General features: G+C 64.1%; 23 protein-coding genes. 2 read left to right on the top strand and 21 right to left on the bottom strand.

Going from position 1 to position 23,245, the window contains the following annotated elements; translation table 11 throughout:
- Nucleotides 1–13 precede the first annotated feature (13 nt).
- Nucleotides 14–247 (bottom strand): preprotein translocase subunit SecG, encoded by a 234-nt coding sequence (secG, locus tag R4P70_RS22940; protein WP_003944946.1) that lies wholly within the window; start codon nucleotides 245–247, stop codon nucleotides 14–16.
- A 209-nt stretch (nucleotides 248–456) separates the two neighbouring features.
- Between secG and R4P70_RS22935 the strand changes: the two genes are divergently transcribed.
- A complete protein-coding gene (locus R4P70_RS22935; RefSeq protein WP_317831942.1) occupies nucleotides 457–1,257 on the top strand; it encodes a tyrosine-protein phosphatase in 801 nt (266 codons plus the stop codon).
- A gap of 110 nt (nucleotides 1,258–1,367) precedes the next feature.
- On the opposite strand, the gene tpiA is transcribed toward R4P70_RS22935, so the two are convergent.
- The 16 genes from tpiA to fmt all read right to left on the bottom strand — a co-directional run bounded on the left by tpiA (nucleotide 1,368) and on the right by fmt (nucleotide 17,361).
- A complete protein-coding gene (gene tpiA, locus R4P70_RS22930; protein ID WP_019748390.1) occupies nucleotides 1,368–2,153 on the bottom strand; it encodes a triose-phosphate isomerase in 786 nt (261 codons plus the stop codon).
- A gap of 6 nt (nucleotides 2,154–2,159) precedes the next feature.
- The gene (locus tag R4P70_RS22925; RefSeq protein ID WP_019748389.1) at nucleotides 2,160–3,371 is read right to left on the bottom strand and encodes a phosphoglycerate kinase; all 1,212 of its coding nucleotides are present in this window, start codon (nucleotides 3,369–3,371) and stop codon (nucleotides 2,160–2,162) included.
- 17 nt (nucleotides 3,372–3,388) lie between these two features.
- Complete coding sequence (gene gap / locus R4P70_RS22920; protein ID WP_003944851.1) at nucleotides 3,389–4,408, bottom strand: type I glyceraldehyde-3-phosphate dehydrogenase; 1,020 nt, start codon at nucleotides 4,406–4,408, stop codon at nucleotides 3,389–3,391.
- A 158-nt stretch (nucleotides 4,409–4,566) separates the two neighbouring features.
- Nucleotides 4,567–5,544, bottom strand: a complete 978-nt coding sequence (gene whiA / locus R4P70_RS22915; protein WP_317832140.1) for a DNA-binding protein WhiA — start codon at nucleotides 5,542–5,544, stop codon at nucleotides 4,567–4,569.
- Nucleotides 5,541–6,605: a uridine diphosphate-N-acetylglucosamine-binding protein YvcK gene (locus tag R4P70_RS22910; RefSeq protein WP_019748388.1), complete on the bottom strand. Its 1,065-nt coding sequence runs from the start codon at nucleotides 6,603–6,605 to the stop codon at nucleotides 5,541–5,543. Before R4P70_RS22910 ends, whiA begins: the two co-directional genes overlap by 4 nt.
- A complete protein-coding gene (gene rapZ / locus R4P70_RS22905; protein ID WP_003944872.1) occupies nucleotides 6,602–7,501 on the bottom strand; it encodes an RNase adapter RapZ in 900 nt (299 codons plus the stop codon). Before rapZ ends, R4P70_RS22910 begins: the two co-directional genes overlap by 4 nt.
- The gene (gene uvrC / locus R4P70_RS22900; protein ID WP_317831938.1) at nucleotides 7,498–9,690 is read right to left on the bottom strand and encodes an excinuclease ABC subunit UvrC; all 2,193 of its coding nucleotides are present in this window, start codon (nucleotides 9,688–9,690) and stop codon (nucleotides 7,498–7,500) included. The genes rapZ and uvrC overlap by 4 nt, the downstream gene beginning before the upstream one ends.
- 74 nt (nucleotides 9,691–9,764) lie before the next feature.
- Nucleotides 9,765–10,238, bottom strand: a complete 474-nt coding sequence (locus R4P70_RS22895) for a PH domain-containing protein (RefSeq protein WP_007727982.1) — start codon at nucleotides 10,236–10,238, stop codon at nucleotides 9,765–9,767.
- On the bottom strand, nucleotides 10,235–10,732 hold the full coding sequence (gene ribH / locus R4P70_RS22890) for a 6,7-dimethyl-8-ribityllumazine synthase (protein ID WP_003944999.1): 498 nt from the start codon (nucleotides 10,730–10,732) through the stop codon (nucleotides 10,235–10,237). The genes R4P70_RS22895 and ribH overlap by 4 nt, the downstream gene beginning before the upstream one ends.
- Nucleotides 10,729–12,003, bottom strand: coding sequence for a bifunctional 3,4-dihydroxy-2-butanone-4-phosphate synthase/GTP cyclohydrolase II (locus tag R4P70_RS22885; protein ID WP_003944833.1), 1,275 nt, complete (start codon nucleotides 12,001–12,003; stop codon nucleotides 10,729–10,731). Before R4P70_RS22885 ends, ribH begins: the two co-directional genes overlap by 4 nt.
- Before the next feature lie 110 nt (nucleotides 12,004–12,113).
- Nucleotides 12,114–12,722 carry a riboflavin synthase gene (locus tag R4P70_RS22880; RefSeq protein WP_070796972.1) on the bottom strand — a complete coding sequence of 203 codons (609 nt, stop codon included), beginning with the start codon at nucleotides 12,720–12,722 and terminating at the stop codon, nucleotides 12,114–12,116.
- Between the two features lie 5 nt (nucleotides 12,723–12,727).
- Entirely contained in the window at nucleotides 12,728–13,780 is a 1,053-nt protein-coding gene (ribD, locus tag R4P70_RS22875; protein WP_019748385.1) for a bifunctional diaminohydroxyphosphoribosylaminopyrimidine deaminase/5-amino-6-(5-phosphoribosylamino)uracil reductase RibD, read from the bottom strand.
- An 8-nt stretch (nucleotides 13,781–13,788) separates the two neighbouring features.
- Nucleotides 13,789–14,472 (bottom strand): ribulose-phosphate 3-epimerase, encoded by a 684-nt coding sequence (rpe, locus tag R4P70_RS22870; protein WP_019748384.1) that lies wholly within the window; start codon nucleotides 14,470–14,472, stop codon nucleotides 13,789–13,791.
- Between the two features lie 132 nt (nucleotides 14,473–14,604).
- Nucleotides 14,605–14,952, bottom strand: a complete 348-nt coding sequence (locus R4P70_RS22865) for an MmcQ/YjbR family DNA-binding protein (protein ID WP_019748383.1) — start codon at nucleotides 14,950–14,952, stop codon at nucleotides 14,605–14,607.
- Nucleotides 14,953–14,992: 40 nt separating this feature from the next.
- On the bottom strand, nucleotides 14,993–16,441 hold the full coding sequence (locus tag R4P70_RS22860; RefSeq protein WP_019748382.1) for an RsmB/NOP family class I SAM-dependent RNA methyltransferase: 1,449 nt from the start codon (nucleotides 16,439–16,441) through the stop codon (nucleotides 14,993–14,995).
- Nucleotides 16,438–17,361 carry a methionyl-tRNA formyltransferase gene (gene fmt, locus R4P70_RS22855; RefSeq protein WP_020907709.1) on the bottom strand — a complete coding sequence of 308 codons (924 nt, stop codon included), beginning with the start codon at nucleotides 17,359–17,361 and terminating at the stop codon, nucleotides 16,438–16,440. Before fmt ends, R4P70_RS22860 begins: the two co-directional genes overlap by 4 nt.
- 288 nt (nucleotides 17,362–17,649) lie before the next feature.
- Between fmt and R4P70_RS22850 the strand changes: the two genes are divergently transcribed.
- Nucleotides 17,650–17,856 carry a hypothetical protein gene (locus tag R4P70_RS22850; RefSeq protein ID WP_003944900.1) on the top strand — a complete coding sequence of 69 codons (207 nt, stop codon included), beginning with the start codon at nucleotides 17,650–17,652 and terminating at the stop codon, nucleotides 17,854–17,856.
- Nucleotides 17,857–17,913: 57 nt separating this feature from the next.
- Here the strand turns inward: R4P70_RS22850 and R4P70_RS22845 are convergent, their stop codons facing one another.
- The 4 genes from R4P70_RS22845 to metK form a co-directional block, all read right to left on the bottom strand.
- A complete protein-coding gene (locus R4P70_RS22845) occupies nucleotides 17,914–18,933 on the bottom strand; it encodes an esterase/lipase family protein (protein WP_317831932.1) in 1,020 nt (339 codons plus the stop codon).
- A 94-nt stretch (nucleotides 18,934–19,027) separates the two neighbouring features.
- A complete protein-coding gene (locus R4P70_RS22840; RefSeq protein WP_370627685.1) occupies nucleotides 19,028–19,696 on the bottom strand; it encodes a PadR family transcriptional regulator in 669 nt (222 codons plus the stop codon).
- 190 nt (nucleotides 19,697–19,886) lie between these two features.
- Nucleotides 19,887–21,905: a primosomal protein N' gene (locus R4P70_RS22835; RefSeq protein WP_317831929.1), complete on the bottom strand. Its 2,019-nt coding sequence runs from the start codon at nucleotides 21,903–21,905 to the stop codon at nucleotides 19,887–19,889.
- 25 nt (nucleotides 21,906–21,930) lie between these two features.
- Nucleotides 21,931–23,145 carry a methionine adenosyltransferase gene (metK, locus tag R4P70_RS22830; protein ID WP_317831927.1) on the bottom strand — a complete coding sequence of 405 codons (1,215 nt, stop codon included), beginning with the start codon at nucleotides 23,143–23,145 and terminating at the stop codon, nucleotides 21,931–21,933.
- Between the last annotated feature and the right edge of the window lie 100 nt (nucleotides 23,146–23,245).

Here is a 23,245-nt window from a genome sequence, read left to right as displayed (position 1 = left end):
CATGAGCCGAGAATCAGGCGAACTTGATCTCCAGGCCGATGCCGACGATCGAAATGAGCCAGATCAACGCGGTGAAGACCGTCAACCGGTCGAGGTTCTTCTCGACAACAGTCGATCCGGACAGGCTGGACTGGACACCGCCACCGAACAGACTCGACAAACCGCCGCCCTTACCGCGGTGCAGGAGCACCAAGGCGATGAGGAGCAAGCTGGTGATGACCAGCAGGATATCCAGGAACAGTTTCATGTCTGTCTACGTCCACCAATCCAATAGGGACAACTACAACCGATAACACCATACAGGCGCGCACAGATAGCCTGACCACATACCCGCCTCGCACATGACTTTGCACCCGGCCAGGCACGACTCTTGGTCAGTGGCATCGATCACACTGTCGAGATACCGATTCAGTAGTTTTTCAGTTGACGCGACTCTACCTCCGAAAGGCCGGCTCCATGCTTTCCGACACTGCCCTGCCCGACACTGCCCTGCCCGACATACCCTTGCCCGACACACCACGTCTGGCTTCGATTCACAACTTCCGCGACGTGGCCGGCCCCGGGTACGTCACGACCAGCGGACAGGCGATGAGCCGCGGAGTTTTCTACCGCGCAAACGTGCTGACGCCCTCGCCTGAGGATCTTGCGATCGTGGAATCGCTGGGGCTGACTGCCGTCTACGACGTGCGCTCCGAAACCGAAGCGAACGAAACTCCCGACACCGTGCCTACGCCGGCTATGTACGCCCACATTCCCATCCTGTCCGGCAACATCCACGCCGAAGCGATGGCTCTCCGAACAGCGGACGCTGCAACAGCTTTCATGCAGAACATCAATCGCAGCTTTGTCGCAGACCCGGTCACTCGCAGCGGATTCTCGCAGTTGTTCGCCGCCCTGGCCACTACCGCCGGGCCGCAACTCTTCCACTGCACGGCAGGCAAGGACCGAACAGGCTGGGCAGCAGCACTACTGCAAACACTCGCCGGTGTACCGCGCGAAACGATCATGGCGGACTACCTGCTCACGAATACGTACTCGGCCGAGTACATCGATGCGACGGTCGCAACGATCGCCGCCGCCACAGATGCAGACAAGGGCGAGGTGATCCGGTTGCTGCTGTCCGTCGACGCAAGTTACCTGGGCGCTGCCTTCGAGCAGGTGGAACACCACTACGGGACCGTCGAGAACTATCTGACCACCGGGTTGGACCTTGCTCCCGAACTCGTCGGCGCTTTGGAAACCAAACTCGTGCGCTGAATCCGGCGAATCAAAAAACTGCGGGCGTGTGACCTACTCGGTCACACGCCCGCAGTTCAGTGTCATGCAGTAACAGTGTCCTGCAGTTTCCAGCTCACGACCCGATCACGTCACGGGAGTGGACCGCCTGCAGCGATCGCAGACAGTGTCGCGAACTCGTCAGCCTTGAGCGACGCGCCGCCGACCAGAGCGCCGTCGACGTCGGTCTGGCCGACGATCTCTCCGACGTTCTTGGAGCTGACGCTGCCGCCGTACAGAACGCGAACGCCGGCTGCGACCTCGGCGTCGGCAAGTTCGGCAACTGTTGCTCGTACCGCAGCGCACACTTCCTGTGCATCGGCGGCAGAAGCGACCCGGCCGGTGCCGATGGCCCAGACAGGTTCGTACGCGATGACGATCTTGGAGATCTCCTCCGCGCTCAGGCCCGCCAACGAACCCTTGAGCTGGTCGACGTTGTAGGCAACGTGATCGCCCGCTTCGCGGATCTCGAGGCCTTCACCGATGCACACGATCGGCGTGAGGCCGTTCTTGAGAGCGGCCTTGGTCTTGGCGAGGACGGTCTCGTTGGTCTCACCGTGAAGGGTGCGACGCTCCGAGTGGCCGACCACGACGAAGGTGCATCCGAGCTTGGCCAGCATGGAGCCGCTGATCTCGCCCGTGAACGCACCCGAGTCCTGAGCCGAGACATCCTGCGCGCCGTACGTGAGGAGGAGCTTGTCGCCCTCGATCAGCGTCTGGACGCTACGGATGTCGGTGAACGGCGGGATGACCGTGACGTCCACTTTGTCGAAGTACTTCGCAGGCAAGGAGAAAGCGATCTTCTGCACCAGGGCGATAGCCTCGAGGTGGTTCAGATTCATCTTCCAGTTGCCGGCGATCAACGGCTTACGTGCCATGTCGGATCAGCCTTCCAGTACTGCGATGCCAGGCAGCTCTTTGCCCTCGAGGTACTCGAGGGAAGCGCCACCACCGGTGGAAATGTGCGAGAAGCCCTCGTCCGGGATACCGAGCTGACGAACGGCTGCTGCGGAGTCGCCGCCGCCGACGACGCTGAAGGCGCCCTTCTCGGTTGCCTCCACGATTGCCTCGGCGACACCGCGGGTGCCTGCCTCGAACTTCGGGAACTCGAACACGCCCATCGGGCCGTTCCAGAACACCGTCTTGGCGCCGGTCAGGATCGCGGCAAAGCGCTTGACCGACTCCGGTCCGATGTCCAGACCCATCCAGCCGTCGGGAATCTTGTCGAACGGAACGATCTTCGACTCGGCATCGGCCGAGAAGGAGTCCGCGACGACAACATCCTGAGGGATGTGGATGACGTCGGCGTACCGGTCGAGGAGACCCTTGCAGGTCTCGATCATGGACTCTTCGCACAGCGAATTGCCCACGGAGACACCCTGAGCCGCGAGGAACGTGTAGAACATTCCGCCGCCGATCACCAGAGTGTCGACCTTCGGTGCCAGTGCCTCGATGACGGCCAGCTTGTCCGAGACCTTCGAGCCACCGAGCACCACCGCGTACGGACGCGCAGCGTCCTGCGTGAGCTTGGCGAGCACCTCGACCTCGGCGCCGACCAGGTAACCGGCGTAATGCGGGAGCAGCTTCGCGACGTCGAAGACCGACGCTTGCTTACGGTGAACAACACCGAATCCGTCGGAGACGAATGCGCCGTCGTCACCGACCAGCTCGACGAGAGCCTTGGCGAGCTTGACCCGCTCGGCTTCGTCCTTGCTGGTCTCGCGAGGGTCGAAACGGATGTTCTCGAGCATCAGGACGTCACCATCGGTGAGTCCTTCGGAACGAGCCAGCGCGTCCTGTCCCACGACGTCACCGGCGAGTTGCACGTTGCGACCGAGGATTTCGGCCAACTTCGCAGCAACCGGTGCGAGGGAGAACTTGGGATCGGGCTGACCGTCGGGGCGCCCGAGGTGCGCGGTCACGATGACCTTCGCTCCACCCTCGGCAAGTGCCCGCAGGGTGGGAGCGGACGCGACGATGCGGCCCGGGTCCGTGATTTCTCCGCCATCCAACGGGACGTTGAGGTCGGAACGCACCAGTACGGTGCGCCCCTCGACCCCAGCGTCCAGCAGATCCTTCAGCGTCTGAACTGCCACTGTTATCGAAACTCCGCTCAGAGAGACTTGGCGACGAGGCCGATGAGGTCGGCGAGGCGGTTGGAGTAGCCCCACTCGTTGTCGTACCAGGAAACGATCTTGACCTGGTCGTCGATGACCTTCGTCAGACCCGAGTCGAAGATCGACGAGTGCGGGTCGGTGACGATGTCCGAGGAGACGATCGGTGCGTCGGTGTACTTCAGGATGCCCTTGAGGGGTCCTTCGGCAGCAGCCTTCATCGCGGCGTTGATCTCGTCGGCGGTGGCCGACTTCTTCAGGTTCGCGGTGAGGTCGGTGACCGAGCCCGTGGGGATCGGCACGCGCAGTGCGTAGCCGTCGAGCTTGCCGAGCAGCTGCGGGAGAACCAGGCCGATTGCCTTGGCTGCACCGGTGCCGGTGGGAACGATGTTGAGGGCAGCTGCGCGGGCGCGACGGAGGTCTGCGTGCGGAGCGTCCTGCAGGTTCTGATCCTGGGTGTACGCGTGGATCGTGGTCATCAGACCCTTGACGATGCCGAACTCGTCGTCGAGAACCTTGGCGATGGGGCCGAGGCAGTTGGTGGTGCACGACGCGTTGGAGATGATGTTCTGGCTGCCGTCGTACTTGTCGTCGTTGACGCCCATCACGATGGTGATGTCTTCACCCTTGGCCGGAGCCGAGATGATGACCTTCTTGGCGCCGGCTTCGAGGTGTCCCTTGGCCTTTGCGGCGTCGGTGAAGATGCCGGTGGACTCGACGACGACGTCGACGCCCAGCTCTCCCCAGGGAAGCTCGTTCAACGGGCCGCGGTGTGCGAGGGCCTTGATGCGCTGATCGCCGACGACGATCGTGTCGTCACCGTCGAGCGACACGTCGTACGGCAAACGGCCGAGGATGGAGTCGTACTTCAGCAGGTGAGCGAGCGTCGCGTTGTCAGTCAGGTCGTTGACTGCCACGATCTCGATATCGGTGGTTCCGAGCGCCTTCTGCGCATCCACCGCCCTGAAGAAGTTACGTCCGATACGGCCGAAACCGTTTACGCCAACCCGGACAGTCACAATTCGCTCCTTTGACCATGATTCTGGTGTGCAACTTGACCCACGCATACTCCGAATCCGTGTGTGCACGACGCGGACGTGGGGTTCATCGGTCGATGTGACTCATACCCTAATGCGCGTGGCCCGAACGTGCGCAGCCCACCCTGACGGAGGGCAGGTCACCCCTCTTCGAGTAGCTCCACATTCACTGCGGATTCGGTGTCGGGTATGCCCGTTTCCTTCGCCTTGCGATCAGCCATGGACAGCAGGCGACGGATACGTCCGGCAACGGCGTCCTTGGTCATCGGCGGGTCGGCCAACTGGCCGAGTTCTTCGAGGGACGCCTGCCGATGCTCGACGCGCAGTGCGCCCGCCGCCGCGAGGTGATCGGGCACGTCCTCGCCGAGGATCTCCAACGCACGCTCGACGCGCGCAGCAGCCGCAACGGCAGCGCGAGCAGAGCGTCGCAGGTTTGCGTCGTCGAAATTGGCGAGACGATTGGCGGTGGCGCGGACCTCGCGTCGCATCCGTCGCTCCTCCCACACCAGGCGTGTGTCCTGGGCTCCCATTCGGGTCAGGAGATCGCCGATGGCCTCACCGTCGCGGATCACCACACGATCCGTTCCGCGAACCTCACGTGCCTTCGCCGAGATCCCCAGACGCCGCGCAGCTCCGACCAGAGCAAGTGCAGCTTCCGGGCCGGGGCAGCTCACTTCGAGCGCCGACGAACGGCCGGGTTCGGTCAGGGAACCGTGCGCGAGGAACGCACCGCGCCAAGCTGCTTCGGCGTCGCCGACACTTCCGCCGACGACCTGCGCAGGCAAGCCGCGAACCGGGCGCCCGCGAAGATCGAGCAGTCCCGTCTGGCGCGCGAGGGCCTCACCCTCCTTCGCCACACGCACGATGTAGCGAGCGGATTTTCGAAGCCCGCCCGCACTGAGTATGTGAACATCGGCACTGTAGGTGAACAGGTCGAAAATCTCCCGGCGCAGACGTCGCGCCGTGGAGCCCAGATCCACCTCTGCTTCGACGACCACCCGGCCGCCGACGATGTGGAGCCCACCGGCAAAGCGCAGCAACGCGGAGACCTCTGCCTTGCGGCAGCTGACCTGAGTCACCACTAACCGGCTCAGTTCGTCCTTGACCTCCGCTGTCATTGCCACGAAGCGTTCTCCCTCTGTTCTTCGGATTGCTGTTCTTGCAGGGAAGACTGTGTCGAATCCCCTACTGCCGCACTGCTCGACAGTTCAGCCAGTACATCGGCCAGTTTTGCCGGATCGTGTACATGCGCTGCGCCCGGTGAGGTGTCCGCGACATCCGCGTACCTGACTTCGGCTGAAAATTGATCCGCCGCACGCTGCAGATGTTCACGTTCACGCCCGGCCGGTACCGACGCCGAGTCGACCACCACGTAGTCGACCCGAAAATCGGGCACGTGTTGGGAGAGTACGTGCAGGTGACGCTCTGCGGAGAATCCGGCGGTCTCCCCCGGCTCGGGTGCGAGATTGAGCACCAGCACCTTTCGAGCATTCGTCGACGACAGTGATTCGACAAGTTCGGGTACCAGTACGTGCGGGATCACGCTCGAGAACCACGATCCCGGGCCGAGAACCACGAGATCGGCACGATCGATCGCAGTCACAGCCTCGGGACACGCGGGCGGATTGGACGGGAGCAGTCTCACACGCCGAACCTTGCCCGGCGTGGTCGCGACGGCGACCTGTCCACGAATGCAGCGGCTGACGCGTGGGTCCTCTTCGAGTCCTTGAACGTCGGCTTCGATCTCGAGCGCGATCGGCGACATCGGCAGCACGCGGCCACGGATTCGCAGCAGTCGCGCCATCTCGTCGAGCGCGACGACCGGATCGCCGAGCACCTCGGTGAGTCCGGCCAGGATGAGATTGCCCACCGAGTGCCCGGCAAGTGCGCCGACACCGCCGAAGCGATGCTGAATGGTCCGAGTCCAGTCGACTATCTCGGGTTCGTCCGACGCGAGAGCCGCGAGCGCCATCCGGAGGTCACCGGGCGGGATGACGCCGAGTTCGGCGCGCAGCCGGCCCGACGAACCACCGTCGTCGGCGACCGTGACCACTGCGGTGACGTCGACCGTCAGGCGTCTGACGGCCTGGAGCGTGGCGAACAATCCGTGCCCGCCGCCGAGCGCGACGATGGCCGGCCCATCTGGCTTCTCCCGCGAGCTATGTGTCGGTTCACTCATTCGCGCCCCAGATCCCGGTGCACGATGCTGACCGAGATGTCGTCCTCGGAACCCAAACGCCTCGCGAGAGCTTCGGACATGGCCACGCTTCGGTGCTTACCACCGGTGCACCCGACCGCAATTGTCATGTAGCGCTTTCCTTCTCGTCGATATCCGGCGATCGTCAAATCCACCAGATGTCGGTAGGTGTCTAGATAGTCTTCCGCGCCCTCGCGGGACAACACGTAGTCGCGGACGTCGGCATCCTGACCGGTGTGCGGGCGAAGTTCCGGGATCCAGTGGGGATTGGGCAGGAATCGAACGTCACAGACGAGATCGGCGTCCATCGGCAGGCCGTACTTGAATCCGAACGACTGGACCGTCACCTTCATCGTGCGGTTGGCGTCGTTCCCGAACGCCGTTTCGATCTTCTGACGCAACTGATGTGCCTTCAGCGCCGACGTGTCGATGACCAGATCGGCGGCCGCCTTCACCACGGCCAACTGCCGACGCTCGGCTGCGATCCCTTCGGACAACGTGCCGTCGATGCCGTCGTTCTGCAACGGATGACTGCGGCGCACCTGTTCGAACCGTCGGATCAAGACGTCGTCGGACGCTTCGAGGTACAGCACCCGAGTGTGGATCGGCTCCGCCTCGAGTTCGGTGAGCACCCACCCGAGATCGCCGGTGAAGAGTCGACTCCGCACGTCGATCACGACGGCGAGACGATCGACCGGCGGATCGGAGGTCAAGCTCAGACCGACCATCCGGGAAATGAGCTCAGGTGGCAAATTGTCCGCGACATACCAGCCGAGGTCTTCGAGCACCTTGGCAGCGGTACTCAAACCGGCTCCGGACAATCCCGTCACCAGCAGGAAATCCATCGTTCGACTGTCTTTGGCGCTGTCGGTAGTCACTGTGCACTCGGCCCCGTCGTCGGCATGGACAATTCTCGCGACTCGGAGCCCTCGTCACCGCTACCGGATTCGGCGCTGGGCGCGTCAGCAGACGTAACAGACGATTCGGATTCCTTGTCCAGCTCATCATCCCCTACCGCGGCTGGCAGCGCTCGAGCTTCAGCACCCGCATCGGTTGCAGCCGAATCCATGCCGAGTGCGGCCAGAACTGCTGTGGCTGTGGTCTCACCGATACCGGGGACCTGCATGATCTCCTCGACCGTTGCCGTTTTCAGCTTCGCCACGGAACCGAAGTGAGCCACCAGAGCAGTACGGCGAGTTTCACCGAGCCCCTTGACCGAGTCCAGAGCCGAAGCCGTCATCCGCCTCGAGCGCTTGCTGCGATGGAACGTGATCGCGAAGCGGTGGGCTTCGTCTCGGATGCGTTGCAGGAGGTACAACGACTCGCTCGTTCGGGGAAGGATGACCGGATCTTCTTCCCCCGGTACCCACACCTCTTCGAGTCGCTTGGCCAAGCCGACTACCGCGACGTCGGTGACCCCCAGCTCGTCGAGGACCGCCGCTGCGGCCGTGACCTGAGGGGCGCCGCCGTCCACGACGAACAGATTGGGTGGATAGGCGAACCGCCGAGGCCGGCCCGTCGCCGGGTCGATCGCCGCTTCGGGAGCCAGATCCCCACCGTCCGCGTCCATGGTCGACGCCGACGCAGCGAGAATGCCCAGGTCGCGGTTGTGTCGCAGGAACCGCCTGCGAGTGATCTCGGCGATACTCGCCACGTCGTCGGAATGACCGTCGCCGGCAGCTTCCTTGATCGCGTAATGGCGGTAGTCCGACTTACGCGGGAGCCCGTCTTCGAACACGACCAGTGACGCCACGACGTCGGTTCCCTGGACGTGACTGATGTCGATGCATTCGATTCGTAGCGGAGCCGAGTCCAGGTCCAGTGCTTCCTGGATGCCCTGAAGCGCCGCAGAACGCGAGGTGAAATCGCCGGCGCGCTTGAGCTTGTGCTGCGCCAGAGCCTCTTTCGCGTTTCGCTGGACCGTTTCGGCGAGGTCTTTCTTGTCGCCGCGTTGCGGAACCCGCAGTTGCACTTGCGATCCCCGAAGCTTGCTCAGCCACGCCTGGATCTCGGTCGCGTTGGCAGGCAGGACCGGCACGAGAACTTCCTTGGGAACGGCGCTGATCCCGGCCTCGGAGCCCGCTCCCGGGTCGAGTGCCGCCTGCTCACCGTAGAACTGGGTGAGGAACTGCTCGACCAGGATCGGCAGGTCGGACTCGGCGTCGAGTGCGGCCCAGTCGATGGCATCGCCTGCCTTCTCCACGACCCATCCACGCTGACCCCGCACGCGTCCGCCGCGCACGTGGAACACCTGAACGGCGGCTTCGAGATCATCGGTGGCAAAGGCTACGAGATCGGCGTCGGTGCCGTCACCGAGTACGACGGCCTGCTTCTCGAGCGCCTTGCGCAAAGCCCCGATATCGTCACGCAGACGGGCTGCAGTCTCGAAATTGAGGTCCTCGGAAGCCTGCTGCATGCGCTTTTCGAGATCTTTGACCAGCTTGTCCGTGCGGCCGGCGAGGAAGTCGCAGAAATCTTCGACGATCTGACGATGCTCCTCGGCGCTGACTCGTCCGACGCAGGGCGCCGAGCACTTGTCGATGTAACCGAGCAGACACGGCCGGCCGATCTGGTTGTGTCGTTTGAAGACTCCGGACGAGCACGTTCGTGCGGGAAACACTCGCAGCAGCAGATCGAGTGTTTCGCGAATCGCCCAGGCATGCGAGTAGGGACCGAAGTAGCGGACGCCCTTGCGCCGCGGACCGCGGTAGACGAACAGCCGCGGGAACTCTTCGTTGAGCGTCACGGCGAGAACCGGATACGTCTTGTCGTCGCGGTACCGCACGTTGAACCGCGGATCGAATTCCTTGATCCAGTTGTACTCGAGCTGAAGCGCTTCGACTTCGGTACTGACGACGGTCCACTCGACGCTGCCGGCGGTGGTCACCATCTGCCGAGTACGGGGATGAAGTGTCGTGACGTCCGCGAAGTACGAGTTCAAACGTGAACGGAGGCTTTTCGCCTTTCCGACGTAAATGACCCGACCATGCGGATCGCGAAATTTGTAGACGCCCGGCGCAGCCGGAATGGTTCCGGTAGCGGGGCGGTAAGTCGAGGGATCCGGCACGGTTTCAGGTTAGTCGCCGCCACCGACCGACTCGGAAACGCGCAGGATGCGGGCACCGAACCGGTCGGAAGACGTCAGTTGCTCTTGTGCGCGACCGGTGCGTAGCGGTCGGCCAGTTCGCGGAACTTGCCGACCGTGTCGACGGCGTACTCACGGTCGTTGGACTGGATCGCCATCACTGCCATGTACTCGTCGTCGGGCAATTCGATGCGTGCCCAGGCGGCGCCGTCGGGGAACGAGAGTCCCTCGAACAGATCCCAGTCGACGATCTTCTCGCCCAAGATGTTTCGTACGGCGATTCCCTGCTTGCCCACCTTGACCCGGGGCCGCGTCAACATCAGTACACCGAGAGCCAGAATGGTGCCGATGCCTGCCATCGCAAGTTGGTCCGCGGCTCGGAAGTACACGCCGGTGGACCCCTGGCGGAGCAGGAGTGCAAGTGTGACGTGAACGATCACCAGGAGGACAGCAACTCCGATAGCGTATCGCGTCGACTTACGCGGTGACGCAATCAGTTCCCAGTTCTCGTTGTCGCCGGGTGTACTCATCGAAACGAATCCTCGGTCCATGGTGCTCGGAGATGGCGCAGGGTCACTGCGGTGTCCAGTGCGGCGGCGCAGGCCTGTGCGCCCTTGTCCTCGACGCTACCCGGCAGCCCCGAACGGTCAAGAGCCTGCTGCTCGGTGTCGGTGGTCAGGACACCGTTCCCCACGGGAGTGCTTTCGTCGAGTGAGACGCGTGTAAGGCCCGCGGTGACCGCGTCGCACACGTACTCGAAGTGCGGCGTGCCGCCGCGGATGACAACACCGAGTGCGACGACGGCGTCGTGCGTGCGCGCCAATGCCTGCGCAACGACCGGCAGTTCGATCGCACCGGCGACACGGACCAGTGTCACGTCCTTGATCTGTGCCTCCTGCGCGACGCGCTGCGCGCCGGCGATCAGAGCCTCGGAGATCGTCGCGTGCCACTGCCCGGCAACGATCGCCAGCTTCAGATCCTTGGCCTCGGCGATCGCGAGCTGCGGCTGACCTTCGCCGCTCACAGTGCGGTTCCCGGCTGTGCGGTGTTCTGGTTCGCCTCGTACTCGTCCAGTCCGATCAGATCGTGACCCATCCGATCTCGCTTGGTGCGCAGGTAGGTGAGGTTCTCCGCATTCGCGCGCAGCGGCATCGGAACGCGATCGGTGATCTGCAGGCCGTAGCCGTCCAGACCCACACGCTTGGCCGGGTTGTTGGTCAGCAGACGCATCGACGAGATCCCCAGATCGACGAGGATCTGCGCACCGATGCCGTAGTCGCGGGCGTCCGCCGGTAGCCCGAGTTCGAGATTGGCGTCGACTGTGTCGGAACCGGCGTCCTGGAGCTGGTAGGCCTGCAGCTTGTGCATGAGGCCGATGCCACGACCCTCGTGTCCGCGCATGTACAGGACAACGCCGCGGCCTTCCTGGGCGACCATGTCCAGTGCGGCGTCGAGCTGTGGGCCGCAATCGCACCGCAGCGAACCGAAGACGTCGCCGGTGAGGCACTCGGAGTGAACGCGGACGAGTACGTCGCTACCGTCTCCGTCGGGGCCTGCGATGTCGCCGCGCACCAGCGCAACGTGCTCGACCTCGTCGTAGATGCTGGTGTAGCCGACAGCGGTGAACTCACCGTGGCGGGTGGGGATGCGGGCCTCGGCGATGCGCAGTACGTGCTTCTCGTGCTTGCGACGCCATGCGATGAGGTCCGCGATCGAGATCAGAGCAAGGTTGTGTTCGTCGGCGAAGACTCGCAACTCGTCGGTCTGAGCCATCGCGCCTTCGTCCTTCTGGCTGACGATTTCGCAGATGACGCCGGCGGGACGCAGGTCCGCCATGCGGGCGAGGTCGACTGCAGCTTCCGTGTGGCCCGGACGACGCAGCACTCCGCCTTCCTTCGCGCGGAGCGGAACGACGTGGCCGGGACGAGTGAAATCGTTGGCACCGGATTCGGGGTTTGCGAGCAGACGCATCGTCGCAGCGCGGTCCGATGCCGAGATGCCGGTACCGATTCCCTCACGGGCGTCGACGGTCACGGTGTAGGCGGTGCCGTGCTTGTCCTGGTTGGTGGCGTACATCGGGGGCAGGCCCAGCCGATCGCAATCGTCACCGTCGAGCGGCACGCACAGGTAGCCGGAGGTGTACCTGACCATGAACGCCACCAGTTCCGGGGTGGCTTTCTCGGCGGCGAAGATGAGGTCGCCCTCGTTCTCGCGATCCTCGTCGTCCACGACGACAACAGCTTTACCTGCAGCGATATCTGCTACTGCGCGCTCGATACTGTCGAACCTGGTCACGTGCTCGCACTCCAAAGTCTTGACTTTTAACATCATCGAATACAACAAGTGCATCCGACGGATGCACTGACAACCCTACGACCAATCGGACGGGTCCGATCAGCCTGGTCCTACCGACCGGCAGAGTGAAGCCGCTCGACGTACTTGGCGATCACGTCCACCTCGAGGTTGACCGGCGTACCGACCACAGCGGTTCCGAGCGTCGTCAACTCGAGCGTTGTCGGGATCAGCGAGATCTCGAAGTACTCGAACCCGCGCTCGCCTCCCAGCGCGGAGACCGTCAGCGAGACTCCGTCGACAGTGATCGAACCCTTCTCCACCACGTATCGGGAAATGGAGTCCGGCAGTGCGATCCGCACTACCTCCCAGTTCTCGGAAGGCGAGCGGGAAATGACGTGGCCAGTTCCGTCGACGTGCCCTTGGACCAGGTGGCCGCCGAGTCGACTGTTCAGCGCCGCGGCACGCTCGAGGTTGACGCGAGAGCCGACATCCAACTTCGCCAGGCTCGAGCGGTTCAGCGTTTCCTGCATGACGTCTGCGGTGAACGAACCGTCGGCAAGCACATCGACGACCGTCAGGCACACGCCGTTGACCGCGATCGAATCGCCGTGACCGGCGTCGGAGGTGACCAGTGGCCCGCGCACCGTGAAGCGTGCAGCATCGACCAGTTCTTCCTTGGCGACAATTTCGCCGAGTTCTTCCACAATTCCTGTGAACACGCGCCCTACTCCTCGTTCCCCGGAGCAGAACTCTCCGGAACCAGACTCAACAAAATATCGGGGCCGATCGTTACCGCGGACTCCAAACGGAATCGGTGGGCGTCGGTGATGGTGTGCACTCCGGCATCGACGAGCGCGGAAGCGCCCGCGCCGAGCAGTATCGGAGCGATGTACGCCTCGATGACGTCGACATATCCGGCGGCGAGGAATGCTCCGGCCAGACGGGGCCCACCCTCGAGAAGTACGTCTGTGTACTCCCCCAACGCCTCGACTACTTCGTCGATGTTGTCGGTGTTGAGCACCAGAGTCGGTGCGGTGTCATCCAGAACGCTTGCCGTCGAAGGTATTTCACGCTTTCCGACGACGACGCGTACGGGCTGATGCGCCGCGAGTTCACCGGTGGGCTGACGCGCCGTCAGCCACGGATCATCGGCGAACACGGTGCCGGTGCCGACCACGATCGCATCGATCTGCGCCCGCTGAGCATGCACGCGCGCCCTCGCCTGCGGACCGGTGATCCACTGACTCGTTCCGTCCTCGGCAGCGCTGCGTCCGTCCAGACTGGCCGCGTACTTCCACGTGATGTGCGGGCGACCGGTGCGCTGTTTGTGCAGCCAGGCTCGCAGTGGACCAGCTTCCACCTCGGGTGCTCTCAGTCCGGCCGTGACGCTGATTCCAGCTCGCATGAGCGTCGCTGCGCCGCCGGAAGCCTCGGGATTGGGATCACCGACTGCGTAGACAACCGCCGAGACTCCGGCGTCGATCAATGCCTGCGAGCAGGGCCCGGTTCGCCCCTGGTGATTGCACGGTTCCAGTGTCACCACGGCCGTACCGCCACGTGCCGCATCGCCAGCCTCGTCGAGAGCCACGACCTCCGCGTGCGGTCCACCGGGCGGTTGCGTCATACCGACGCCAGCGATGGTGCCGTCGGCGGCGAGGATGACAGCGCCGACCGGCGGGTTGGGGCTGGTGAATCCGCGCGCAGAATCGGCTGCGGCCAGCGCAATCTGCATCGCGGCGTCAAGATCAGCCGTCGACGCCTGTCCACCCTTTGCCATCGAGCGGCTCAGACCGACAGCGTCAGGTGCGGCGACGCCGAGGCGGCCTGCGCGCGGAGCTTGCGCACCGCCTCACCGGGATCACTCGCTCCGTACACCGCCGAACCGGCGACGAAGCAGTCGATCCCTGCTTCAGCGGCCTGCTCGATCGTGGAAGCGTTGATGCCGCCGTCGATTTCGACGAGGAGCGTCAGCTCACCCGAGTCGACGAGCTTGCGAACTGCGCGTGCCTTGTCGAGCACCTGAGGCATGAAGGACTGACCACCGAATCCGGGTTCGACGCTCATGATCAAGAGGGTGTCGAAGTCCTTGAGGATTTCCAGGTAGTCGTCGATCGGGGTTCCAGGCTTGATGCTCAGCCCCGCCTTGGCACCAGCTGCACGAATATCGCGGGCAACCGAACGCGGGTCGTCGGTGGCCTCGGCGTGGAACGTGACGTTGTACGCACCGGCCTCGGCGTACGGCGGCGCCCAGCGCTCCGGATTCTCGATCATGAGATGGCAGTCGAGAGGAATGTCCGTCGCCTTCAGCAGACTCTCGACCACCGGCAGACCCAGCGTGAGATTGGGAACAAAATGCGCGTCCATCACGTCGACGTGAAGCCAGTCGGAGCCGGACACGGCAGTCGCTTCATCGGCGAGTCGAGCAAAATCTGCGGACAAAATGGACGGTGCAATCATCGGGGAAGCCACGCCGCCGAGTTTAGCTGTGACTCATCGCCGACCGTGCATGCACATCGGCTGTGACTCATCGCCGACCGTGCATGCACATCGGCTGTGCTTCATCGCCGACCGTGCATGCACATCGGAGCCGGTGAAATCCGATCAGTTCTTGACGACGGTGCGGAGCTTTCGCACCTTGGCGGGCGCCTTGATCCGCCACGCATCTTCGAGCATCTCGCCCAACTGCACCTCGTCGATCAGTTCGAGGTGCACGAGGATCGATCCGTGCCCGTGATAGTGATCTGTGGTGAAGAAAGCCGCCTCGCCACTGGCGAGTAGCGCCTCCTTCTCGTCCAGACCGCACATCACGACCAAAGCGCCCTCCGCTTCGGTGCGGAGCCGCGCAAAAGTTTTACCTGCCACCTTGAGTGCCGGGGTGTTGTACGAGGTCGACTCTTCCACGGAGGGAAGAGCCGAACCCAGTACTACAACCTGTTCCCACGTAACCATGTAGGCACCATACGACTACCGATGCCCAGAAGTCATCCGATCAGGCCAGCGGCTTGCGCAAAGCGGCCATGAACATAGCGTCCGTGCCGTGTCGATGCGGCCACAACTGAACCGACGATCCGTCGCCGACGTCCGGGACACCTGGCACCAATTCCTTGGTGTCGAGTTCCACGACGCCATGACGCCGCACCGCATCGGCGACCACTGCCAGCGTTTCCGACAAGTGTGGCGAGCACGTGGAGTACAGCACCACTCCGCCGGGGCGAACCAGTTCGATTGCGGCAGCAAGCAATTCACGCTGCAACTTCACGAGCGGAGCCACATCGGACGGCTGGCGACGCCAACGTGCCTCCGGGCGCCGACGCAGCGCACCCAACCCAGTGCAGGGAGCGTCGACGAGGATGCGGTCGTATCCGGGTTCGAGCCCGGATTCGCGGCCGTCCGCCACGTGTACGTCCACGGGAAGCTCGCGAGTGGTCTTGCGAATCAACTCGGCACGGTGTTCGACCGGCTCGACGGCGTCGAGTCGACCACCTTCGATGCCGGCAAGAGCACCGAGAAGTGCCGCTTTTCCTCCTGGACCTGCACAGAGGTCGAGCCAGCGTCCGGAGTCTTCACCTTCGAGAGGAGCAATGCTGAGGGCGCGGGCAACCAGCTGACTGCCCTCGTCCTGCACTCCTGCCAAGCCTTGGCGGACCGCCTCGAGTTGTCCTGGGTCACCGCCGTCGAGATGCACGGCGTACGGCGAGTACGGCCCGATCTCGCCGCCGGTCACCAGTGCGAGCTCCTCGGCGGAGATCTCACCGGGGCGGGCGACGAGGTGCACGGCGGGGCGGGCGTCGTCGGCGATCAGAACGTCTTCGAGCTCTCCGGCTGCGGCGCCGAGCGAGTCGGCAAATACCTGCGCGATCCACAGGGGATGCGCGTGCTCGAAGGCGAGTCGGCCGACCGGGTCCTTCGGGGCTAGCAGCTCGACCCACTCGTCCTGGGTGCGTTCGGAGACACGGCGCAGGACCGCGTTGACGAATCCTGCTCGGCCCTGGCCGTTTTCGGCGCGGACGAGGTCGACCGAGGTGGCAACAGCAGCGTGCGGTGCGACACGAGTACGCAGCAGTTGGTACGAGCCGAGTCGAAGAACATCGAGCAGGGTTCCGTCGATCTCTTCGATCGGCCGACCCGCCGCATGCGCGATCACCGCATCCAGGAGGCCCTGAGCACGTGCCGCGCCGTACGCGAGTTCGGTTGCCAGCGCCGCATCGCGTGCGTCGAGTTTGCGGTCGCGCAGGAGCCCTGGCAGAACCAGGTTCGCGTATGCGTCACGTTCACGGACCGCGCGCAGGACGTCGCGCGCAGCCAGTCGCGGCTGATCGAGCCCGGCGGTTGCCGGATCCGGCCGCTTGGCCTGCTTCGGCTTGGTGTTCTTGCCGCCGGTTGCATTCTTGGCTCCGGGACCCTGTGTCCGCCGTGCCGGTCGTCGTGATTCGGTCACTGTGCTCGTACCTCCGCGTCGAGTCGGGCACCGCGTGCCCAGTCCCCTGCCGACATCAATTTCTTGCCCGGGGGCTGAATCTGCCCGAGTCGTACCGCGGTGGTCGCGGTACCGATGTACAGACCATCCTTGCGTACCGAGATCTCACCGACTGCCAGGGTCTCGTCCGTAACGGTGACCGGGCCGACCTTGACTCGAAGATCACCGATCATCGTCCATGCCCCAGGCGCGGGTGTGACTGCTCGGATGTGCCGGTCCACCGTGCGAGCGGGCAATTCCCACCGCACGCGGGCCGCGTCCACAGTCACCTTGGGGGCGTACGAGACGCCGTCGGCAGACTGCGGAACCGCGTTGATCTCTCCGGCCTCCAGGCCGTCGAGTACCGATTCGAGCAGGGCAGCGCCGTTTTCCGCCAGACGCCCGAGCAGGTCGCCTGCCGTATCGGTGTCGCGAATCCGCTCGGTCATCACTCCGTACACGGGGCCGGTATCCATGCCGGCTTCCAAACGGAACGCACTGGCGCCCGTCACCTCGTCACCGGCACTGATCGCAGCCTGCACCGGCGCGGCGCCGCGCCACGCCGGAAGCAGCGAGAAATGCAGATTGACCCAACCGTATTTCGGAATGTCGAGGACGTTCTGCGGCAACAGGTTTCCGTAGGCGACGACGGGTGCGCAGTCCGGTTCGAGGCGGGCGAGTTCGGCTGCGAAGTCGGGATCGGACGCCTTGACCGGGGTCAGGACCGGGATGCCGTGCTCGTCGGCAAGCAGACCGATCGGCGAGCGGGTGACTTTGCGACCGCGGCCCGCCACAGCGTCCGGACGCGTGACGACGGCTACCACTTCGTGGTTGGCGGACTCGATGAGACGCCGCAGCGAAGGAACCGCGGGTTCGGGCGTTCCGGCGAACACGACGCGCATGTCAGCTCTCCCGTTTCGTTGGGCTCTTCGGACTCTGATCAGCCGATCGGCCTGTCGAACGCGGTGGACTGCAACTCACGAAAATGCTCCCGGATGTGTCGGTGGGTGGAACTGTCAGTCTAAGGACTGCGGGAGCTACGACCTACCTCGCGCCACACCGAACCACTTTCTCAGCAATTTCTTTGATCAGAACCCTGCAGATTCACCGGTCCTCGGTATTGACTGTCTCTGTCGTCGCCACTCGGCGGAGGCTGATACGGGATACACGGATCACACGGAGGAACTTAGATGGCAGGCATCGACAGTAAGTTCGACAAGGCCTACGCAGGAAAGTCCGTCGAAGAATTGGCGGACGCCCCGGTCGCGGCACTCAACGGCGTAAGCGATTCGGACGCAGAACATTTGAAGGCAGCGTTCAACATCAAGACCGTCCGCGACCTCGGAACGAACAAGTTCTTCCTGTGGGCGCAGGCCACTGCCAAGCTCGCCGAGTAAACATCCCGACCCACGTGGTCTCGGTGCTCACGAGTTAGCAGCTCACGAATTTGCAGCTCACGAATTTGCGTCGATGACCACTTGCGGAATATCCGTGCCGAGCGGCACCGCGCTGCACGAAGCGTGCCGCTCGGCATCGGGGTCGAGGACCGTCCGGATGACGTCGATCACGTAGGGGTCGTACGGCATGCGGAAGTGGCCGGTCAGGTTCGACGGGCACAGATCCTGGAGGACGATGTTTTCTGCACCGGCGTCGCGGAGCGCGATGTTCGAGGACGGCTGGATCATCTCGTCGACAGTGGACCCGATAGTCGTGTAGCGCACTCCGGGTACGGTGTCACCGCCGTCGTTGAGGGCGTTCAACGTATCCGACCCCTGCATCTGCTCGCGGACAGCTCGCGAAAAGACATCTTCGACAAAGTCTTCGCCGCCGGGGATCGCACGGACGATGGGAACCAACCCGAACATCACCCCGCCGTAGGTCGGCGAAGCCAAACCGACCCAATGATCGACGTAGGCGTCGCCGCCCATTTTGTTGACGTAGTACCGCGTCACCGTCGCGCCTTGGGAGTAGCCGATCACGTCGACCTTGTCCGCTCCGGTCGCGGTCAGCACCTGATCGACGAAAGAACCGAACGCTGTGGCACTACCGACTATGTCGCCGACGCCGTAAGTCTCGTGTGCGACGTCCCCGTCTTCTTCTTCGATCGCACCGCCGTAATTGAGGGCGAAGACGCAATAGCCGTCAGCTGCCAGTGCCGGCGACAGGGCCGCCCAATCCGCGTACGCCTCGGTGTCGGTTCCGTGGGCGAGTACAACTGGTCGGGGATGCGTGGCGGAAGGATCACAGGCGAAATCGTTCGACCCGGCAGGTGCGGATCCTGGATGAGCATGCGCATATGCCGTGGCAACGGAACGAGTCGCCTGACCCGGACCGATGTCGAGAGGAACGTCCATCGCGTCGGCACTCGCAGACGGGAGTGTCGGTGCGGCAGCCGATATCGCCGGCGGTGCTCCGATCAGCAGCGCCACTGCTACCGAAAATGTCAGTCCCACAGACCGTTTGACGCCAGCCATTGTTCCTGCTCCTGCTCTGATCCTACGAGGGAGCTGACCGTAACACCAGAAACTTCGGGGCGCATACCCTACCGAACAGTAGGTATCCGACGTCTCAATTGCCGCCTTCATCGGCGTCATCACCGGCAAGCACTCGGTAGAGCGACTTGCGCGCCTCGACAAGCACGTCGGCTGCGGCCTTGACCTGCGCTGGTGTGCCTACAGCAGCCACTTGACCGGCCGCGCCCATCAGCTGGCCGATCAGTTCACGAAGGTCCTGCTCCGGCTCCCCTACGCTGAGACGAACGTCATCCCACGGTGCCCCGAGATCGGCGCGATGCTCCTCGACGTACGCGACGCCTTCCTCGGTCAGCTTGGCGGTCTTGCGGCCGGCGACCTTTTCGATGATGACGAGTCCCTCGTCCTCGAGTTGGGACAGCGCGGGATAAATGGAACCCGGACTCGGTTTCCAGACGCCGCCGCTGCGCTCGACGATCTGCTGAATCAATTCGTAGCCGTGCATCGGCTCTTCCGCGATCAACAACAGAATCGCAGCGCGCACATCTCCACGACGACCGCGTCCGCCACGTCCTCGCCCGCGACCGAACTGAGCGCCCGGACCGAAGCCGGGGCCGGGTCCGCCGTCTGGACCGAAACGCCCCCGCCGATGGCCTCTGCGTGGCATGTCACCGAAGCCCGGCCGCTCGTGCGGTCGACCGCGTCGTCCACCGTCTCGATCGCCGGGACCATCGCCCGGCGCGCCGTCGTCCGTCGGCACCCACATCACAAATGGTGGCCGTTGCTCACGGCCGAAACCGCCGAAGAAACCGCGTCGGCCGAACATCCCCTCGTTCGGGAAACTTGCATCCATCGTCGAACCTCCATCACTATCGTTGATAGTTCGACGATATATCGCCATATCGGGTTGCGCAACATTTTTGCTGCACACAAGCATGCCTTGGAGAACTCGAAAATCAGCCGATGCGGCGTGGGTCGATCTGAATGCGGACCGGACCCGATGACTTCCGCGCACTGCGCGCGGCCCTCGCATGTGCCAGAGCGTCCGCAAGGCCGCGACCGTCCTTGCGTGGAACGCGGACCAGCATTCGCTCCGGCGCGACACCGCTCTCGTCCTCACCGGAATACGGAAGCCTCTCCCCCGCAGGCAATTCCACTGGTCCGAGTAGTACAGCACTTGCCGGCAGATCAGCTGAGTCCACCAACTCCGCAATTGCTGCGGATCCACCGTCGATCGCAGCCATGTGAACGGCCGGAGGAAAGCCGACCTCGTCCCGTTCCTCGAATTGAGATTGTGCGTGCCCCACTGGATCCCATCGGACCAACGCCTGCACCGTCGGGATACCCGAGTCTGCGACAACCACAACTTCACCGCCTTCGGACAGCGGAATCACCATGGCAGCAGCCGACATCCAGCGTCTGAGTGTTTCCTCGGCGGCGCGAAGATCGGGCCGACCGAGCAGTGCCCAACCGTCGAGCAAGAGCGCGGCGCCGTAGCCGCCGGTCATCACCGGCTCGGCACCCACTGTCGAGACCACCAACGCGGGCCCGTGTGGCAGTTCCTTGACCACATCACCGCCCCCGGACAGAACAACTTTCACACCGGGAAACGCCCGCCCGAGTTCTTCGGCGGTCCGGCCGGCACCGACCACCACCGCGCGCAACGCTTTCGCCCCGCACGCGTGACATCGGTAGGCGGCATCGGCAACCCCGCACCAGCGGCACGCCGGTTTCCCGGCGCCGTCGGGACCTGCCGCAGCGGGAAGAGCCAGTGGGCCGTTGCACCGACGGCACCGTGCCGGGGCACGGCACTTTCCGCAGGCCAGGGTCGGTACGTACCCCCGCCGAGGCACCTGCACCAGGACTCCGTTGCCCTCACCCAGAGCGCGCCGGGCGGCCGCGAATGCAATAGCGGGCAAACGAGCCGCTCTGGCTCCCGGATCGCGGGCCAAGGCTTGATCGCTGTCGGCGAGCGCGGTGATCTTGGGTGCGTGAGCACGAACGACGTCCCGCGTAGCGACCAGATCGTGCGCCCATCCCGAGTCGACGAGTACCTGCGCTTCTGCCGTACGGGAGAACCCACCGATCACGACGGCGCACCCGGCGACGTAGCCACGCAGGACGGCAACTTCGCGGGCATGTGGATAGGGCGACCGCGGCTCGGACAAGTTGTCGTCGCCGTCGTCCCAGACGACGACAAGACCGGTCTCGGGCGTCGGCGCAAAAACTGCACTGCGCGTGCCGACGACGATCCGGGCGGTCCCGCGCAGTGCAGCGAGCCACCTTCGGTATCGCATGGCCGGCCCCAGGCCTGCGGACAGACCCACCACTGCATCCGCTCCGGAGAGTTCGGTACATGCGGCGACGACGCGGTCCAGGTCGCGTTGATCGGGCACAACCAGAATCGCGGATTTACCACTTGCCGCTACAGCCCCGGCCAATTCGGCCAGGCGCAGTGGCCAGTTTTCACCAGGCAACGCCTGCCAGACCGCACGCGGGCTTTTCGACTCGCGAATCGCGGACAGGAAGGCGTCACCGAATCTGTAGAGATGCCAACCATTTTCGATCGGTTCAGGAGCGGACGGCGGCTCGGCGGGCTCCCACGGTTCCGCCTCGACCTTCGCGTGGCGCGGCGGTACCGCCAAACGGAGAACGTCAGCACGGGTTCCGGCATAACGCTCCGCCACACGATCGACGACTTGCGCGATTTCGGCCGTCAGGACCCGCTCGGACGAGATGACGCGTTCGAGCCAGCCGAACTTCCCCTGATGGTCACTGGTCGCCTCGCGCGAGACGATGAAACCGTCCACCAGACGACCAGCGAAGCGGATGCGCACCCGGACTCCGGGCTGCGCATCCGCTTCGAGTTCACGAGGAACGAGGTAGTCGAATTCACGGTCGAGGTGAGCGAGCGGGAGCATCGGCAGTACCCGGGCGACCGGATCGACTTCTGCCGCTACTCTTTCCGCGCCCACCCGCGCCCCGTCTGTACGTCAGTGATCAGAGACCAGCTGCGCTACGCAGCTTGTCGGCACGATCGGTGCTCTCCCACGGGAGGTCGATGTCGGTGCGACCGAAGTGACCGTATGCCGCCGTCTGCGCGTAGATCGGACGCAGCAGGTCGAGGTCGCGGATGATCGCTCCCGGACGCAGGTCGAAGATCTCGGTGATCGCCTTCTGGATCCGTGCCGGATCGGTCTTCTCGGTGCCGAAGGTTTCGACGAAGAGTCCGACCGGAGCTGCCTTGCCGATGGCGTAGGCGACCTGAACCTCGATGCGGTCGGCCAGACCTGCGGCAACAGCGTTCTTGGCCACCCAACGCATGGCGTAGGCAGCGCTTCGGTCGACCTTTGACGGGTCCTTGCCGGAGAACGCGCCGCCGCCGTGGCGAGCCATTCCGCCGTAGGTGTCGACGATGATCTTGCGGCCGGTCAAACCGGCGTCACCCATCGGGCCACCGAGGACGAACTTGCCCGTCGGGTTCACCAGCAGACGAACATCGGAGGTGTCGAGATCGGTGAGGTTCACGTCGGTCAGCACCGAGTGAAGCACCTTCTCGCGAAGATCGGGCGTCAACAGGTTGTCGAGGTCGATGTCAGCGGCATGCTGGGTGGAGATGACCACGGTGTCGAGACGGACAGCCTTGTCACCGTCGTACTCGATGGTGACCTGGGTCTTGCCGTCCGGGCGCAGGTACGGCAGCACGCCGGACTTACGGACCTCGGTCAACCGGCGAGAGAGACGATGAGCCAACGCGATGGGCAGCGGCATCAGTTCCGGCGTGTCGGTGGTGGCGTAGCCGAACATCAGGCCCTGGTCGCCCGCACCCTGACGGTCGATCTGGTCGTCGCTGATTCCGTCGACGCGAGCCTCGTGCGAGTGATCGACACCCTGCGCGATCTCGGGCGACTGCGCGCCGATCGCGACGTTGACGCCACAGGAGTTACCGTCGAAGCCCTTTGCCGAGCTGTCGTAGCCGATCTCGAGGACCGTGTCGCGCACGATCTTCGGAATGTCTGCGTACGCAGTGGTCGTGACCTCGCCGGCTACGTGAACCTGGCCGGTGGTGACCAGAGTTTCGACGGCCACGCGGGCGCGCGGGTCCTGGGTGAGCAGCGCGTCGAGGATCGAGTCGCTGATCGCGTCACAGATCTTGTCCGGGTGCCCCTCGGTGACGGACTCGCTGGTGAATAGCCGACTGCCGGACTTGCTCACAGATCTCCCTCTCGACGACTGAGTTCTTGACTACAGCTTATTGAAGTATCCGAATCACCGTTCGGTGACCGTTTTGTCATGCTTTGTTAGCTGGGGGCTG

The organism is Rhodococcus sp. IEGM 1241, from assembly GCF_033142365.1.
In the GTDB taxonomy this organism is placed as follows: Bacteria; Actinomycetota; Actinomycetes; order Mycobacteriales; family Mycobacteriaceae; genus Rhodococcus_F; species Rhodococcus_F erythropolis.
This window is presented reverse-complemented; position numbering and strand designations above follow the sequence as displayed.

What these genes read in the sequence shown, in the direction of transcription:
- secG (WP_003944946.1), bottom strand. Translation starts at nt 247, where the DNA reads ATGAAACTGTTCCTGGATATCCTGCTGGTCATCACCAGCTTGCTCCTC.
- R4P70_RS22935 (WP_317831942.1), top strand. Translation starts at nt 457, where the DNA reads ATGCTTTCCGACACTGCCCTGCCCGACACTGCCCTGCCCGACATACCC.
- tpiA (WP_019748390.1), bottom strand. Translation starts at nt 2,153, where the DNA reads ATGGCACGTAAGCCGTTGATCGCCGGCAACTGGAAGATGAATCTGAAC.
- whiA (WP_317832140.1), bottom strand. Translation starts at nt 5,544, where the DNA reads ATGACAGCGGAGGTCAAGGACGAACTGAGCCGGTTAGTGGTGACTCAG.
- R4P70_RS22910 (WP_019748388.1), bottom strand. Translation starts at nt 6,605, where the DNA reads ATGAGTGAACCGACACATAGCTCGCGGGAGAAGCCAGATGGGCCGGCC.
- R4P70_RS22895 (WP_007727982.1), bottom strand. Translation starts at nt 10,238, where the DNA reads ATGAGTACACCCGGCGACAACGAGAACTGGGAACTGATTGCGTCACCG.
- ribD (WP_019748385.1), bottom strand. Translation starts at nt 13,780, where the DNA reads ATGGCAAAGGGTGGACAGGCGTCGACGGCTGATCTTGACGCCGCGATG.
- R4P70_RS22865 (WP_019748383.1), bottom strand. Translation starts at nt 14,952, where the DNA reads ATGGTTACGTGGGAACAGGTTGTAGTACTGGGTTCGGCTCTTCCCTCC.
- fmt (WP_020907709.1), bottom strand. Translation starts at nt 17,361, where the DNA reads ATGCGCGTCGTGTTCGCCGGAACGCCCGAACCCGCGGTTCCTTCGCTG.
- R4P70_RS22850 (WP_003944900.1), top strand. Translation starts at nt 17,650, where the DNA reads ATGGCAGGCATCGACAGTAAGTTCGACAAGGCCTACGCAGGAAAGTCC.
- R4P70_RS22845 (WP_317831932.1), bottom strand. Translation starts at nt 18,933, where the DNA reads ATGGCTGGCGTCAAACGGTCTGTGGGACTGACATTTTCGGTAGCAGTG.
- R4P70_RS22840 (WP_370627685.1), bottom strand. Translation starts at nt 19,696, where the DNA reads ATGTGGGTGCCGACGGACGACGGCGCGCCGGGCGATGGTCCCGGCGAT.